This is a genomic window from Streptomyces sp. MST-110588, assembly GCF_022695595.1.
Classification (GTDB): Bacteria; Actinomycetota; Actinomycetes; order Streptomycetales; family Streptomycetaceae; genus Streptomyces.
This window is the reverse complement of record NZ_CP074380.1, coordinates 3,215,311-3,229,963: the sequence shown is the minus strand read 5'-3', so window position 1 is coordinate 3,229,963 and position 14,653 is coordinate 3,215,311. Positions and strand designations below refer to the sequence as shown.

The following is a 14,653-nucleotide window of genomic DNA, read 5'->3' as shown; positions in this document are numbered from 1 at the left end:
AGTGGTGGAGGGGGTTGGTTGGGGTGTGCGGAGGACGGGGCTCGGGCCCCACGTTGCCACGGTCCGGCTTGAACGCGTCGGGTTGGGCCATCAGGAGTGAACCGGTACTGACGCCGAGGTGAACTCTGGGCGACGGGTGTTCGAGGAGGGCCCGGAATGGCTGGGGGAGTGTCATACCCGCCGCATAACCTTGAGTCATGAACGTGGACGCGGCCGTCGCCGCAGTGGCAGCGCTCGCCGGTCTGTGCACCGGTGTCTTCGCCATGCTGGCGTTCCGCTGGAGCGAGCGGGATCAGGCCAAGCCCACCCGTACGTCCCTGCACACCGAAGCCGTGCTGCCGCCCGGCGTCGACACCGTCCTGTCCGTCCTGCGCTCCTCCGCCGTCGTCCTGGACGAGGCCGACGCGGTGGTCAAGGCCAGCTCGGCCGCGTACGCCCTCGGGCTCGTACGCGGCGGCAAGCTGGCCGTCGAGCCGATGCTCCAGATGGCCCGCGACACCCGCCGCGACGGGGAGATACGCCAGGTCGAACTGGACCTTCCGCGGCGCGGTACGGGCCGCGGCGGCGAGGCGCTGGCCGTCTCGGCGCGGGTGGCACCGCTGGGCTCGCGGCTGGTCCTGCTGCTGGTGGAGGACCTGACGGAGGCCCGCCGCATCGAGGCGGTGCGGCGCGACTTCGTGGCCAACGTCAGCCATGAGCTCAAGACGCCGGTCGGCGCGCTGTCGCTGCTGTCCGAGGCCGTCATGGACGCCAGTGACGACCCGGAGGCCGTCGAGCGCTTCGCGGGACGGATGCAGAACGAGGCCACCCGGCTGACCAACCTCGTCCAGGAACTCATCGACCTCTCCCGGGTGCAGAACGACGACCCGCTGGAGGACGCCGAGCCGGTACGGGTGGACGAACTGGTGGCCGAGGCGATCGACCGCTGCCGCCAGCAGGCGACCAGCAAGCAGATCACCATGGCCGCGGGCGGCACCGCCGGCCTGTACGTATGGGGCAACCGCGGCCAGCTCGCCGCGGCCCTGGGCAACCTGGTGGAGAACGCCGTCAACTACTCCCCGGCCCGTACGCGGGTGGGCATCGCCGGCCGGCGCGTCCCCGCCACCGGCGGCAGCGGCAACGGCCGCGCCCAGGGCTCCGGCTCCGGCGGCCACATCGAGATCGCGGTGACCGACCAGGGCATCGGGATATCCGAGAAGGACCGGGACCGCGTCTTCGAGCGCTTCTACCGCGTGGACCCCGCCCGCTCGCGCGCCACCGGCGGAACCGGCCTGGGCCTGGCCATCGTCAAGCACGTGGTGGCCTCGCACGGCGGCGAGGTCACGGTCTGGAGCGCCGAGGGACAGGGCTCCACGTTCACCCTGCGTCTTCCGGAGGCCGGCGCCGTACGGGACCGTGTGTCCGGCGCTGCCACCGGACCGTCGGCGGAGGGCCTCGACGACGAGGACCGTCCGTACGAGACCTTCAACGATCCGCTCCCTGCTCACCCTGCCCCGGAGGTCCTTCCGTGACCCGAGTGCTCGTCGTCGAGGACGAGGAATCGTTCAGCGACGCACTGTCGTACATGCTCCGCAAGGAGGGCTTCGAGGTCGCCGTCGCGGCCACCGGCCCGGACGGCCTGGACGAGTTCGAGCGCAACGGCGCCGACCTGGTCCTGCTGGACCTGATGCTGCCGGGCCTGCCCGGCACCGAGGTCTGCCGCCAGTTGCGCGGACGCTCCAACGTCCCGGTCATCATGGTGACCGCCAAGGACAGCGAGATCGACAAGGTGGTCGGCCTGGAAATAGGAGCCGACGACTACGTCACCAAGCCCTTCTCCTCCCGCGAGCTGGTCGCCCGGATCCGCGCGGTGCTGCGCCGCCGCGGCGAGCCCGAGGAGGTCGCCCCGCAGGCGCTGGAGGCCGGCCCGGTCCGGATGGACGTGGACCGCCATGTCGTCACGGTCTCCGGCGGGAAGGTCGACCTGCCGCTCAAGGAGTTCGACCTGCTGGAGATGCTGCTGCGCAACGCGGGCCGGGTGCTGACCCGTATGCAGCTCATCGACCGTGTCTGGGGCGCGGACTACGTGGGCGACACCAAGACGCTGGACGTCCACGTCAAGCGGCTGCGCGCCAAGATCGAGCCGGACCCGGGCGCGCCGCGCTACCTCGTCACGGTCCGGGGCCTGGGGTACAAGTTCGAGCCGTAAAGATCCGAGCCGTAGAGATCGGTCGGGTACGGCGACGCCGCGATCGCCGGGCGGGAGGTTTTGGTCTCCCGCCCGGCGATCGCGGCGTTGTGAGAGGTGTGAGCGGGGCGGGGAAGCCCCGCGGGCCCGGTGGGCTCAGTGCTCGCCGTGCTCGTTGTGGGCGGGCGTCGTGGCGGCGCCCGACGGGCTGCCGGAGGCGCTCGCCGAGTTCGACGGCGTGGCGGTGCCCGGGGAGCCGGACGGGGTGCCGGAGGGCGAGGCGGTGTTCGAGGGGGTGGCCGGGCCGGACGGCGTGGGCAGCTCGCTGGGGCCGAAGTCCTTGAAGTAGCCCTTCGCCGGTACGACCAGGGCGCGCAGCTTCACCTCGCCGGCGGCGCTGAGGTCGAAGGACAGGCGCTGGGCGGCGCCCTCCTTGACCACCCCGCGGGCGTCGGTCAGGACGGCGGAGGCGTTGCCCTTGCCGCCGATGACGATCGAGCCGCCGGCCGGGACGGTGATCGGGCCGGAGCCCGTGGCGGAGGACAGCTTGGCTTCCTTGTCCGTGCCCACGACCTTGATGGAGCGCAGGGTCTGGTCGTTGGCGCCGCTGTTGAACAGCGTCGCGGTCACCACGGCCGGGCCCTTGGCGTCCGCGTCCGGCTGGGTCACCACGGACGCGTTCTGGATCTTGATGTCGCCGGAGGTGACCTGGGCGTTGTCCGGCTTGACCTGGAGCGTCTGGGCTTCGTTCCCGGCGGCGCACGCGGAGAGCGAGGCGATCGAGAGCGTGAGGACGGTGGCGGCGAGGACGCCGCGTCGAAGGCTGCGGCTCACGGCGGCGGCATCTCCTTGGACGAGCTACGGCGGCCGAACTTCGAGCCCGGTCGCGGATGGACGGCGGGGGCGGCCGTACGGCGGCGCCGGGACGACGCCGCGTAAAGCTGCCCTAAGTGTGTGTCAGCGCCGCTAGGTTACCGAGCCGTCCCCGCGCCGCCGCACCCGACCCGCCCCCAACGCGATCACGCGCCCGCCACATCCGCCACACGTACCGGTCCGCTCCGTCGGACATCCGGCGTACACGCGCCACACGTACGCCATATACGCGCCACACGTACGTCTGGTGTCCCACCGCACGCCCCACCGCACGCCCCGTCGCGTACCTCGCCGCGCGCTCCGGCATACGCCCCGACGCGGCCCGGCATACGGCTCCGTACGCATCCCGGCATACGTCCTCCAGTGCGCCGTGAAGATCACTTCCGTGCGGGACTCATAGAGGGAAGGTGAATTTTCGACAAGGGGCCGTTCGGGTGGTCGTCGGACCGTTTCCCGGTCGTTTCCGGCCGTCCGGGTAAAAGCAGCATTCGCAGCTAATGCGTGGCCTTCCCGAAATTGATCACGCGCCGCGCGGGGATGCCGGTGATCAATTATGGAAACGGCGCATGCCCGCCCCCGGACAACCGAACGGAGTAGCGGAAGTACGTCATCCGGATCCCGGCAAAACGGGACGTACGCCCAATCCTCCGGGCGCTTCCGGGGGTCCGGCGCGGGTGATTCACCGCCCGCGAGAAGCGCCTCCGACCTGCAAATATCCGCGCCCGAAGGCCCCTCGAAGCACGTCCCGGGCGTGCTTGTCAAGCCCTGAGATATGCCCTGACCTGCGAAAACGCCATTCAGAACGGCCCGTTCCCGTGTTAGCATGGATAGCCACGGAAGGGGTACCTGTCACATGACGTTCAAGGTTGGCGACACCGTGGTCTATCCCCATCACGGGGCCGCGCTGATCGAGGCCATCGAAACTCGCCAGATCAAAGGCGTGGACAAGACCTACTTGGTGCTGAAGGTCGCCCAGGGCGACCTGACGGTTCGTGTGCCAGCGGACAATGCGGAGTTCGTCGGTGTACGCGACGTGGTCGGCCAGGACGGGCTGGACCGGGTCTTCGAGGTGCTGCGCGCACCGTACGCGGAAGAGCCCACGAACTGGTCCCGTCGCTACAAGGCAAATCTTGAGAAGCTCGCGTCCGGCGATGTGATCAAGGTCGCCGAAGTGGTGCGCGACCTGTGGCGTCGCGAGCGTGAGCGCGGGCTGTCCGCCGGGGAGAAGCGCATGCTCGCGAAGGCGCGCCAGATCCTGGTGAGCGAACTCGCCCTCGCGGAGAACACCAACGAAGACAAGGCCGAGGCCCTGCTCGACGAGGTCCTCGCGTCCTGAGCCAGGCGGGCCGGGTACCGGCCGGCCGCCGACTGCTCGTGGAGCGACCGCCCGTGGAGCGAACGACTGCTCGCGGAGCGAAGCGGTGGCGTACATGATGCAGTGACGCAGATGACGCACAGCAGTAATGCCGCGGTGCCCGAGTGGCGACCGACTTCTTCCGGAAGCGGTCCGTTGCCGGGCGCTGCGGCATATCTGGGCAGCGTATTCCGGGGTGCCCAGGGCGCCCGGGGGCCTGTGCGGGCCTCCGTCGCCGGTTGCGCGGCCTTGCTCGTCGCCGTCACCCGTACGCCGCCTGGACCCCGTACGCCGCCTGGACCCCGTACGCCGCTTGGATCCCGTACGTCACCTGGTGGGCGTGCCGGGCCCGGGCGGCTCGCTCGACCGGAAGTCACGGAAGGGACCGGTCGGGGCGTCGCGCCCGGCACTCCCCCAAGCTCCGCGAGCAGGGGTACCCCGGCCATACCCATATCGGCTGAGAAAACAAACCTGTCTGCGCCAATTCCGGGGACGCCCCCGGGCTCCGGAGCAACCCGATGTCAGACCTGATGCCAGACCCGACGAAAGCCCCGATGCAAGCCCCGACGCCAGACCTGGTGCCGGAGGGCGCCCGGCAGATCCGTACCGCGGTGGTGATCCCCGCGGCCGGCCGCGGCGTGCGGCTCGGCCCGGGCGCCCCCAAGGCGCTGCGCGCGCTGGGCGGCACGCCCATGCTCGTCCACGCCGTACGGGCGATGGCCGCCTCCCGCGCCGTCTCCCTGGTCGTCGTGGTCGCCCCGCCGGACGGCGCCCCCGAGGTCCGCCACCTCCTGGACGAGTACCCGCTGCCCGGCCGGACCGACATCCGCGTCGTACCCGGCGGCGCGACCCGCCAGGAGTCCGTCGGCCTGGGCATCGCCGCGCTGCCCGAGGACGTCGACGTGGTGCTGGTGCACGACGCGGCCCGGCCGCTGGTGCCGGTGGACACGGTCGACAGCGTGATCGCCGCCGTACGGGACGGCGCCCCGGCCGTCGTCCCGGCGCTGCCGCTCGCGGACACCGTCAAGCAGGTGCAGCCGCGGCCGGACGGCGCGGCGGAGCCCGTGGTGGGCACGCCGGAGCGCGCGCTGCTGCGCGCCGTACAGACCCCCCAGGGCTTCGACCGGAACACCCTGGCCGAGGCGCACCGCAGCGTCGCCGTCGACGGCGAGGGCGCGACGGACGACGCCGGGATGGTGGAACGGCTGGGCATCCCCGTGGTGGTGGTGCCCGGCCACGAAGAAGCGTTCAAGGTGACCCGTCCGCTGGACCTGGTGCTCGCCGAAGCCGTACTCGCCCGGAGGAGGGCCACTGATGGCTATGTATGACCAGCGGATACCGCTGGTGGGAATCGGCACCGACGTCCACGCCTTCGAACAGGGGCGGGAACTGTGGGTCGCCGGTCTGCTGTGGGAGGAGTCCGAGAGCCAGGGGTACGGGCTCGCCGGGCACAGCGACGGCGACGTCGCCGCGCACGCCGTCTGTGACGCGCTCTTCTCGGCCGCCGGCATCGGTGACCTGGGGACGCACTTCGGCACCGGGCGCCCGGAGTGGGCCGGCGCCTCCGGCGTGACCCTGCTGGCCGAGGCGGCGAGCCTGGTGCGGCGCGCGGGCTTCCTGATCGGCAATGTGTCGGTGCAGGTCATCGGCGTACGGCCGAAGATCGGCAAGCGCCGGGACGAGGCGGTGAAGGTGATGTCGGGCGCGGTCGGGGCGCCGGTGTCGGTCTCCGGGACGACGACGGACGGGCTGGGCCTGACCGGGCGGGGCGAGGGTCTGGCCGCGATGGCCACGGCACTGGTGCTGCCCGTCTGACAGCCGGCGCGCCCCGTCCGGCGGCCGGCACCGCCCGTCGGCCAGGCTGCCCGGATGACGCGGCCGGCCGGCACCGCCCGCCGGCCGCTCCGCCCCGCCACGCGGTCCGGGATGCCGGGCGGACGCGCGGAGCCTGGGGCAGGATCAGGGAAACCGGTCTTCCCCACGTATGGTCCGAATGGCCCGAAGAAAGGAGTCATCGTGGCAGCCGCCCTGTCCGACGACCTCAAGAGTCTCCTCGACAGCCCGGTCTTCGTGACCGTGGCCACGATCCAGCCCGACGGCAGCCCGCAGGTCTCCCCGGTGTGGGTCAAGCGCGACGGCGACGACGTGCTGATCTCCACGACGGTGGGGCGCCGCAAGGAGAAGAACCTGCGCCGCGACCCCCGGGTGACGGTCCTCCTCCAGCCCTTCGACGCCCCGTACACCTACGCCGAGATCCGCGGCACGGCCACCCTGAGCACCCAGGGCGGCCAGGAGCTGATCGACGAGCTGTCGCGGAAGTACACCGGCAAGTCCTACGCGGAGTTCAACCCCGCCTCCAAGGACGACGCCGAGCGCGTGGTCGTACGGATCACGCCACGCAAGGTCGTCGGCAGCATCTGACGCCGACCGGGGCACGCGGGCCCCGCCTGCGGGGCGGCCGGCCCGTCACCCCGGACGACGGCACGTCAGCGACGCTGCCGGACTGTCACGCTTCTGTGTCCCCGTGGCCCCACGGGTCGCGGGGCACTGTCCGGTTCCGACTACCCTTGTCGGGTGACCATTCGCCTGTACGACACCAGCGCCCGGCAGATTCGCGACTTCACCCCGATCACGCCGGGCTGTGTCTCGATCTACCTGTGCGGCGCGACCGTGCAGGCCGCCCCGCACATCGGGCACATCAGGTCGGGGCTGAACTTCGACATCATGCGCCGCTGGTTCACCCACCGCGGCTACGACGTGACGTTCGTACGGAACGTGACCGACATCGACGACAAGATCATCAAGAAGTCGGCCGAGCAGGGCCGCCCCTGGTGGGCGATCGGCTACGAGAACGAGGTCGCCTTCAACACGGCGTACGACGCGCTCGGCTGCCTGCGGCCCACCTACGAGCCGCGGGCCACCGGCCACGTCCCCGAGATGATCGAGATGATGCGCGGCCTGATCGAGCGCGGCCACGCCTACGCCGCCGACGGCAACGTCTACTTCGACGTCAAGTCCTTCCCCGGCTACCTGGAGCTTTCCGGCCACGAGCTGGAGAACCTGCGCCAGCCCTCCGGCGAGGGCGAGACCGGCAAGCGCGACCCGCGCGACTTCGCCATGTGGAAGGCGGCCAAGGAGGGGGAGCCCAGTTGGGAGACCCCCTGGGGCCGCGGCCGTCCCGGCTGGCACCTGGAGTGCTCCGCCATGGCCCACAAGTACCTGGGCGCCGCCTTCGACATCCACGGCGGCGGCATGGACCTGGTTTTCCCGCACCACGACAACGAGATCGCGCAGGCCAAGGCGTACGGGGACGACTTCGCCGCCTACTGGGCGCACAACGCCTGGGTGACCATGAGCGGCGAGAAGATGTCCAAGTCGCTGGGCAACTCCGTGCTGGTCTCGGAGATGGTCAAGCGCTGGCGTCCCATCGTGCTGCGCTACTACCTCGGCACCCCGCACTACCGCTCGATGATCGAGTACAGCGAGGAGGCGCTGCGCGAGGCCGAGGCCGCGTTCGCGCGGATCGAGGGCTTCGTGCAGCGGGTCACCGAGAAGGCGGGCGAGGCCGTGGCCCCCGCCGCCGAGGTGCCGCCGGCCTTCGCCGAGGCGATGGACGACGACCTGGGGGTCCCGCAGGCGCTGGCGATCGTGCACACCACGGTCCGGCAGGGCAACGCGGCGCTGTCCGCCGACGACAAGGAGACGGCGGTCGCCCGCCTCGCCGAGGTGCGGGCCATGCTCGGCGTGCTGGGCCTGGACCCGCTGGACGAGCAGTGGGCGGGTGACGCCGAGCGCGGGGACGACCTGCACGGCGTGGTGGACTCGCTCGTACGGCTCGTCCTGGAGCAGCGGCAGGCCGCCCGGGCCCGCAAGGACTACGCGACCGCCGACGCCATCCGCGACCAGCTCCAGCAGTCCGGTCTGGCCATCGAGGACACCCCTTCCGGGCCGCGCTGGTCGCTGACCTAGTGCTCCGCCGGTCCGCCGGACCCCACAGCCGTCAGGCCCCGGGCCCGGCGGACCCGGCGCCCGGTTCCGGCCGCCCTGATTCGCTGTCCGGGCGGTCTCCGGGCGACACTTTTCCCGTACGTACGTATCCACTCCACGTCGAGAGACGTCGAGAGCAGTGAAGAAACAGGTGACCCATGGCCGGCAACAGCCAGCGCAGGAACCGCCGCACGTCCAACAAGAAGGGCGCGCAGGTCGGGAGCGGCGGTAAGCGGCGCCGGTCCCTGGAAGGCAAGGGGCCGACCCCGCCCGCGTCCGCGCGCAAGGGGCACGTGAAGAACCGGCTCGCCAACGCCAAGGCCAAGCAGGCCGCCGCGCGCCGGCCCGCTCCGCGCCGGGGCGGCGCGAAGGGCACCTCGGAGCTGGTCGTCGGCCGTAACCCGGTCGTCGAGGCGCTGCGCGAGGGCGTGCCCGCCACCACGCTGTATGTGCAGCAGTTCATCGACAGCGACGAGCGGGTGCGCGAGGCGCTCCAGCTCGCCGCGGACCGCGGCAACATCAACCTGATGGAGGCGCCGCGCCCCGAACTGGACCGCATGACCAACGGCCTCAACCACCAGGGCCTGGTCCTCCAGGTGCCGCCGTATGAGTACGCCCACCCCGAGGACCTGGCCGCGGCGGCCTTCGACGACGGCGAGGACCCGCTGATCGTCGCGCTGGACGGGGTCACCGACCCGCGCAACCTCGGCGCGGTCGTCCGGTCCGTCTCCGCCTTCGGCGGGCACGGCGTGGTCGTGCCCGAGCGGCGTGCGGCCGGCATGACGGCGGGCGCGTGGAAGACCTCGGCGGGCACCGCGGCCCGTACGCCGGTCGCGCGGGCCACGAACCTGACGCGGGCGCTGGAGTCGTACCAGAAGGCCGGCATGACGGTCGTGGGCCTCGCGGCGGACGGCGAGGTCGAGCTCCAGGATCTTGAGGTGCTGGACGGGCCGGTGGTCATCGTGGTCGGCAGTGAGGGCAAGGGCCTGTCGCGGCTGGTCGGCGAGACCTGTGACGTACGCGTACGGATTCCGATGCCCGGTGGCGCGGAGTCGCTGAACGCGGGTGTCGCGGCGGGTGTGGTGCTGTGGGAGGCGGCGCGCCGCCGCGCCTGACGCCAGGGAGTGAGGCGCTTTCCTTTTTGAGGATCCCTCTTGGGGGTCCCTCTTGGAGGTTCCTTCTGGGAGCGCCGGTGTGTGCTCGGGGCCGCTGGTCACCGTTCCGGTCGGGACGGGCCGGCGGCCCCGCTGTTTAGTCCCGCTGTTCAGTCCCGCTGTTCAGTGGCCGCGGACAAGCCGCTGCAGCCTGGGGCAAAGCCTGACGCTCCGTGCTTCTTGCGGGCGTCCCGTGATCTTTTGACGGGTCTCGGACAGATCGGCCCGGTCAAGGCAGTGTCTTATGCGCGGGTCACTCGGTTAGATGAGCGTGGACACCAGAACACCCCGCACACCTACGGGGGGACGCTCGCCGGGCTTCGATGACGAGCCGGTGCTGAGCTCGGTCAAGGTGCCGTGCGATCCCGCGCAGGTCATCGTCAACCACGCCAGCTTCCGCGTACGTCTCGCGGCGCCCGTCGTGAGCGACATCGCGCCCGTCCCCGTCGCCGCCCCGGAGCCGGCCGCCGGCGCCCGGCGCCGCGCGCCCGTGGTGTGGAGCGGTCGCACCGAACCGGGCGCGCCGGCCGCCGCCACCACCCAACTCCTGCACGCCGTACGGAATTCGGGGGTGAGTACGGCGGCCGGGGAGTACGAGTACGGCGAGGACGTGGGCGCGACACAGGTGCTGCCGCGCGTCGACGAGGACGGGCCCGGGCCGTCCGGCGAGGAGACGCCGACGGGCTCGACCGTGATCGGCCCGCGCGGCCCCGCCGATACGGGCACCGCCCTCCTCAAGGGCGTACGGCCCGCCGAGGGCGCGTACGACGAAGTCCCGTACGGCGAAGGCGCGTACGACGAAGGACCGTACGGGGACGGCTTCGAGGGCGGCCCGGGAGACGGCCCCGAGGGCGGCTTCGACGGCCAGGAGCGGTACGACGACGCGTCCAGGCGGCGCGCCCACGATGCCGTCCGGCACGCCTACTACCCCGGGCGCCGGATGAACCTCGGCGTGGTGCTGCTGCCGCTGCGGGTCTTCCTCGGACTCATCACCGTCTACGCGGGCATGGGAAAGCTCTGCGACCCGGTGTACTTCGACGGCGGCAAGCGCGGCTCCATGGTCAAGTGGCTCACCTCGCTCCACCCTTGGGAGCTGGCCGTGCCCCTGCGCGACCTCGCGCTCTCCCATCCGGTCGGCGCCGGGCTGACGGTGGCCTTCCTCCAGGTCGTGGTGGGCGTGCTGACCATGTGCGGGCTGTGGCAGCGGCTCGCCGCGTCGATCGGGGCGCTGCTCTCCGCGGCCCTGCTGATGACGGTGAGCTGGCGCAACGTGCCCGTGTACGACGCGCCGGACATCATCTACCTCGCCGCCTGGAGCCCGCTGGTCATCGCCGGCGCGCCCGTGTACTCCATGGACGCGCGGCTGGCCGGAGAGGCGTGGCGGCGACTGGGCCCGCGCGTGGAACTGTCGGCGCTGCGCCGCCGGGTGCTGCGCCGCGGCGCGACGATGACGGGCGTGGTCGCCGGTCTGACGCTGCTGGTCGGCTCGGTGCTGGGCGGCGCCGTACGGTCCTCCTCGGTACCGCCCGTACCGCGGCCCGGCGAACCCGCGACCAACAACCTGCCCGGCTCGCCGCTGCCCCGGCCGAAGAAGGAGGTCGGCTCGCAGCGGCCCAGTCAGCAGCGTCCGTCGAAGGTGCCGCGGCACGGCGACACGCCCTCCGCGGGCGCGTCCAGCGCGGCGGGGACCCCCACCACGCCGGTGGTCCCCGCGCCGGGCACGGCACGGGCGACCGGCAGCGTCAGCGGAGCCGCACAGCCCGAGCGCCCCAGCGTCAGGCCCCCGCGGCACACGGCGTCCACGCGGGCCCCGGCGCCGACGACCCGGCCCCCGGCCTCGGCGGGCGGCACCGGCGGTGGCACGACCGGCGGTACGTCGGGCGGCAGCTCGGGCGGTTCCGGCGGCGGCGGTTCCAGCAGCCGCGGCACGCTGGGCGGCCTGTTCGGCTGAATCCACGCGCCGTACGACGTAGGGCATGGCGTACGTCGTACGGCGTACGCCATACGGCGCGGCGCACGGCATGCCGGGCCGGGGCTCCCTGCTCCGTACGCGGATCCGCCCGCCTCCAGCGTCCTGTGACGGTGGGGGCGGGCGGATTCCTGGTGTGTGAGGGTGTGGGCCCGCCAGGGGCCCTTGAGGGGGCTGGGACGCCGGGAGGCATGGGAAACGGGGCCGGGCCCGCTTGGGTGCCTTCAGCAGGCGCGTACGGGGTCCGGTGCGACCGTACGGACCTACCGGCGGAACCCGATGCCCGATGCCCGATGCCCGATGCCCGACGCCCGATGCCACGCAGCCGTCAGGGCCGCCTCAACGGCCCTGTGCGGCCAGTTCCTTGGCGGCCTCGGTGAGGTCCTTCGCGGTGTCGATGGCGCGCCAATACGCCCCGTGCGGCAGCGGGAAGCCCGCCAGCCGGCGTTCACGGGCCAGCCGCGGGAACGTGGTGCGCTCGTGGTCGCCGCGGGCCGGGAGCAGGTCCGCGAAGGCGGCGGAGAAGACGTAGACACCCGCGTTGATCAGGTACGGGGAGGGCGGCGACTCGATGAAGTCCAGTACGTGGCCGAACTCGTCGGTCTCCACGGCGCCCCAGGGGATGCGCGGCCGGGCGAGGGCCAAAGTGGCGTCCGCGTCGCGCTCGTGGTGGAAGTCGGCCATCTCACGGAGCGAGAAGCGGGTCCAGATGTCGCCGTTGGTGGCGTACCACGGCTCGCCGGCCCGGGGCAGGGACGAGGCCGCGTACTTCAGTCCACCGCCGCGGCCCAGCGGCTCGGGCTCGACCACGGTCGTGACCCGCAGGGGGAGTTGTGCCTGGGACAGCCAGTCCTGGAGCACCTCGGCGAGATGGCCGCAGGAGACGACGGCGTCGGTGACACCCTCCGCGGCCAGCCAGGCGAGCTGGTGGCCGATGATCGGGGTTCCGGTGCCGGGAATCTCGACCATCGGCTTGGGGCGGTCGTCGGTGTACGGACGCAGTCGTGAGCCCTGGCCCCCGGCCAGGACCACCGCCTGCGTGGGTCGCGGGTACGGAGCGGCGGCTGTCATGGTTCGCACCCTATGCGGTGCGAGCGAAGGTCACTGGGCCGAGGCGACGCCGGAGGCGAAGGACGTATCGCAGACGGGGCGGGACCACGCCTGGGCACGGTGCGCCGCGCCGCCGTACTTGGCGACGGCCGCGCGGCCCAGCGCACGGGCGATGGAGACGCAGTGCTTGGCCAGCGAGGGCCGGGCGTCGGTGGCCTCTTGGAGGTGGGTCAGGGCGACGCCGGGATTGCGTTCCTGGAGCTCGACCAGGAGCCGGTCGCGGAGCACGTCCTGAGGCGCTCGGGAGCCGGCCTTGGTGGAGGCGGAGGCGTTGGAAGCGGTCAGCACCTGGGTCTCCGCGGCCGGCGACGCCCACGGGACGCGGGTGACCGCGAGAGTCCCGGAGAGGACGAGGACGACGGGGAGAACGAGGGCGAGGGTTCGGCCGATGCGGCGGGCTGCGGAGTTCACGGACGTGATGGTAGCGAGGAGTGATGATTTGGCGACATTTGGTCATCAGATCGGGGGACGGAATGGCCCGTCGTCCGCTTGTGATGTTGACGCGAGGGATCGAAAAGGCGGGAGTGCCGGGGTATTTGTCGACATGGTCCGGACCCGGGCGGTTTCCGCTCCCCGGCAGCCCCCGAGGGCTTCACAGCGGCTCTCCGGCGGCGTCCGGACGCGCGACGGCGGTGCCGGGCGGGAGGTCCGGCACCGCCGTACGGGACGGCCGGGGCAGGCGGACGGCGGGCGCGGCCGGGCGGGTCGTCCGGCCGCCGGGCCGTTGGTCCGCCTGGCCGCGTCGGGCGCGGCGCGGCACGTACGAAGAACGCACGAAGAACGCACGAAGAACGCACGAGACCGTGCGGCGCGCGTACGGAGAGCACTGCTGGCCCATATGCGCACCGCCGCCGCACGTCCCGCGTCAGTCGGTGAGGCGCTCCCCGGTCGACGTGGAGAAGACGTGGATCTCGCCCGGCCGCGGCACCACGTGCAGCACCGTGCCCTTCTCCGGCACCTGCCGCCCGTCGACCCGTACGACCAGGTCGTACACGACACGCTCCTGCCCCTCGGCGTCGACCGCCGCGGTGCCGTACACGTACCCGTCGGCGCCCAGCTCCTCCACGACGTTGACGGTCACGGCCAGGCCCGCCGGGGCGTCCACGGCCTCCTTGGTCAGCGTCTTGGCGGTGGCGCCGTTCTGCTCGACGATGTCGAAGTGCTCGGGGCGTACGCCGACGGTCACCGTACGGTCGCCCTTGTCCGCGGCGGCGGCCAGGGCCTCCCGGCCGACCGGCACCACGCTGTTGCCGAACTTCACTCCGCCGTCGGTGATCGGCACCTTCACCAGGTTCATCGCCGGGGAGCCGATGAAGCCCGCGACGAAGAGGTTGCTGGGGCGGTCGTACATGTTGCGCGGCGAGTCGATCTGCTGGAGCAGGCCGTCCTTCAGTACGGCGACCCGGTCGCCCATCGTCATGGCCTCGACCTGGTCGTGGGTGACGTACACGGTCGTGATGCCCAGACGGCGCTGGAGGCCCGCGATCTGGGTACGGGTCTGCACGCGCAGCTTGGCGTCCAGGTTGGACAGCGGCTCGTCCATGAGGAACACCTGCGGCTCACGGACGATCGCCCGGCCCATCGCGACACGCTGCCGCTGACCGCCGGAGAGCGCCTTCGGCTTGCGCCCCAGGTACTCGGTCAGGTCCAGGATCTTCGCCGCGTCCTCGACCTTCTGCCGGATCTCGGCCTTCGGCACGCCGGCGATCTTCAGGGCGAAGCCCATGTTGTCGGCGACGGTCATGTGCGGGTAGAGCGCGTAGTTCTGGAACACCATGGCGATGTCCCGGTCTTTGGGCGGCAGGTGGGTGACGTCGCGCTCCCCGATGCGGATGCTGCCCTCGTTGACGTCCTCCAGCCCGGCGAGCATGCGCAGCGAGGTGGACTTGCCGCAGCCGGAGGGGCCGACCAGGACGAGGAACTCGCCGTCCTCGATCTCGATGTCGAGCTTGTCGACGGCGGGCTTGTCGGAACCCGGGTAGATGCGGGTTGCCTGGTCGTAGGTGACCGTAGCCATGGTGTGTGTCCCTTCACCGGCA

The 14,653-nt window shown here is 71.9% G+C and carries 13 protein-coding genes; 9 read left to right on the top strand and 4 right to left on the bottom strand.

The window, feature by feature from the left end:
• Positions 1–197 precede the first annotated feature (197 nt).
• Positions 198–1,511 carry an ATP-binding protein gene (locus KGS77_RS14005; RefSeq protein WP_242581405.1) on the top strand — a complete coding sequence of 438 codons (1,314 nt, stop codon included), beginning with the start codon at positions 198–200 and terminating at the stop codon, positions 1,509–1,511.
• Positions 1,508–2,188, top strand: coding sequence for a response regulator transcription factor (locus KGS77_RS14000; RefSeq protein ID WP_016572018.1), 681 nt, complete (start codon positions 1,508–1,510; stop codon positions 2,186–2,188). Before KGS77_RS14005 ends, KGS77_RS14000 begins: the two co-directional genes overlap by 4 nt.
• A 135-nt stretch (positions 2,189–2,323) precedes the next feature.
• On the opposite strand, the gene KGS77_RS13995 is transcribed toward KGS77_RS14000, so the two are convergent.
• The gene (locus KGS77_RS13995; protein ID WP_242581404.1) at positions 2,324–3,001 is read right to left on the bottom strand and encodes a DUF461 domain-containing protein; all 678 of its coding nucleotides are present in this window, start codon (positions 2,999–3,001) and stop codon (positions 2,324–2,326) included.
• A gap of 892 nt (positions 3,002–3,893) precedes the next feature.
• Here KGS77_RS13995 and KGS77_RS13990 point away from each other — a divergent pair.
• The 7 genes from KGS77_RS13990 (at position 3,894) to KGS77_RS13960 (ending at position 11,486) form a co-directional block, all read left to right on the top strand.
• A complete protein-coding gene (locus tag KGS77_RS13990; RefSeq protein ID WP_003953493.1) occupies positions 3,894–4,376 on the top strand; it encodes a CarD family transcriptional regulator in 483 nt (160 codons plus the stop codon).
• Positions 4,377–4,948: 572 nt separating this feature from the next.
• Entirely contained in the window at positions 4,949–5,722 is a 774-nt protein-coding gene (gene ispD, locus KGS77_RS13985; protein ID WP_242581403.1) for a 2-C-methyl-D-erythritol 4-phosphate cytidylyltransferase, read from the top strand.
• Complete coding sequence (gene ispF / locus KGS77_RS13980) at positions 5,709–6,209, top strand: 2-C-methyl-D-erythritol 2,4-cyclodiphosphate synthase (protein WP_242581402.1); 501 nt, start codon at positions 5,709–5,711, stop codon at positions 6,207–6,209. The genes ispD and ispF overlap by 14 nt, the downstream gene beginning before the upstream one ends.
• Positions 6,210–6,410: 201 nt before the next feature.
• Positions 6,411–6,815 (top strand): PPOX class F420-dependent oxidoreductase, encoded by a 405-nt coding sequence (locus tag KGS77_RS13975; RefSeq protein ID WP_242581401.1) that lies wholly within the window; start codon positions 6,411–6,413, stop codon positions 6,813–6,815.
• 153 nt (positions 6,816–6,968) lie between these two features.
• Positions 6,969–8,363, top strand: coding sequence for a cysteine--tRNA ligase (gene cysS / locus KGS77_RS13970; RefSeq protein ID WP_242581400.1), 1,395 nt, complete (start codon positions 6,969–6,971; stop codon positions 8,361–8,363).
• 176 nt (positions 8,364–8,539) lie between these two features.
• Positions 8,540–9,496, top strand: coding sequence for a 23S rRNA (guanosine(2251)-2'-O)-methyltransferase RlmB (rlmB, locus tag KGS77_RS13965; RefSeq protein WP_242581399.1), 957 nt, complete (start codon positions 8,540–8,542; stop codon positions 9,494–9,496).
• 304 nt (positions 9,497–9,800) lie between these two features.
• Complete coding sequence (locus KGS77_RS13960) at positions 9,801–11,486, top strand: DoxX family protein (RefSeq protein ID WP_242581398.1); 1,686 nt, start codon at positions 9,801–9,803, stop codon at positions 11,484–11,486.
• A 357-nt stretch (positions 11,487–11,843) separates the two neighbouring features.
• Here KGS77_RS13960 and KGS77_RS13955 read toward each other — a convergent pair whose 3' ends face one another.
• From KGS77_RS13955 to ugpC, 3 genes are all read right to left on the bottom strand, one after another.
• A complete protein-coding gene (locus KGS77_RS13955; protein WP_242581397.1) occupies positions 11,844–12,575 on the bottom strand; it encodes a nucleotidyltransferase family protein in 732 nt (243 codons plus the stop codon).
• A 30-nt stretch (positions 12,576–12,605) separates the two neighbouring features.
• A complete protein-coding gene (locus tag KGS77_RS13950) occupies positions 12,606–13,025 on the bottom strand; it encodes a hypothetical protein (protein WP_242581396.1) in 420 nt (139 codons plus the stop codon).
• 454 nt (positions 13,026–13,479) lie between these two features.
• A complete protein-coding gene (gene ugpC, locus KGS77_RS13945) occupies positions 13,480–14,631 on the bottom strand; it encodes a sn-glycerol-3-phosphate ABC transporter ATP-binding protein UgpC (RefSeq protein WP_242581395.1) in 1,152 nt (383 codons plus the stop codon).
• Between the last annotated feature and the right edge of the window lie 22 nt (positions 14,632–14,653).

What these genes read in the sequence shown, in the direction of transcription:
- ugpC (WP_242581395.1), bottom strand. Translation starts at nt 14,631, where the DNA reads ATGGCTACGGTCACCTACGACCAGGCAACCCGCATCTACCCGGGTTCC.
- KGS77_RS13955 (WP_242581397.1), bottom strand. Translation starts at nt 12,575, where the DNA reads ATGACAGCCGCCGCTCCGTACCCGCGACCCACGCAGGCGGTGGTCCTG.
- ispD (WP_242581403.1), top strand. Translation starts at nt 4,949, where the DNA reads ATGCAAGCCCCGACGCCAGACCTGGTGCCGGAGGGCGCCCGGCAGATC.
- KGS77_RS14005 (WP_242581405.1), top strand. Translation starts at nt 198, where the DNA reads ATGAACGTGGACGCGGCCGTCGCCGCAGTGGCAGCGCTCGCCGGTCTG.
- ispF (WP_242581402.1), top strand. Translation starts at nt 5,709, where the DNA reads ATGGCTATGTATGACCAGCGGATACCGCTGGTGGGAATCGGCACCGAC.
- KGS77_RS13990 (WP_003953493.1), top strand. Translation starts at nt 3,894, where the DNA reads ATGACGTTCAAGGTTGGCGACACCGTGGTCTATCCCCATCACGGGGCC.
- KGS77_RS13960 (WP_242581398.1), top strand. Translation starts at nt 9,801, where the DNA reads ATGAGCGTGGACACCAGAACACCCCGCACACCTACGGGGGGACGCTCG.
- rlmB (WP_242581399.1), top strand. Translation starts at nt 8,540, where the DNA reads ATGGCCGGCAACAGCCAGCGCAGGAACCGCCGCACGTCCAACAAGAAG.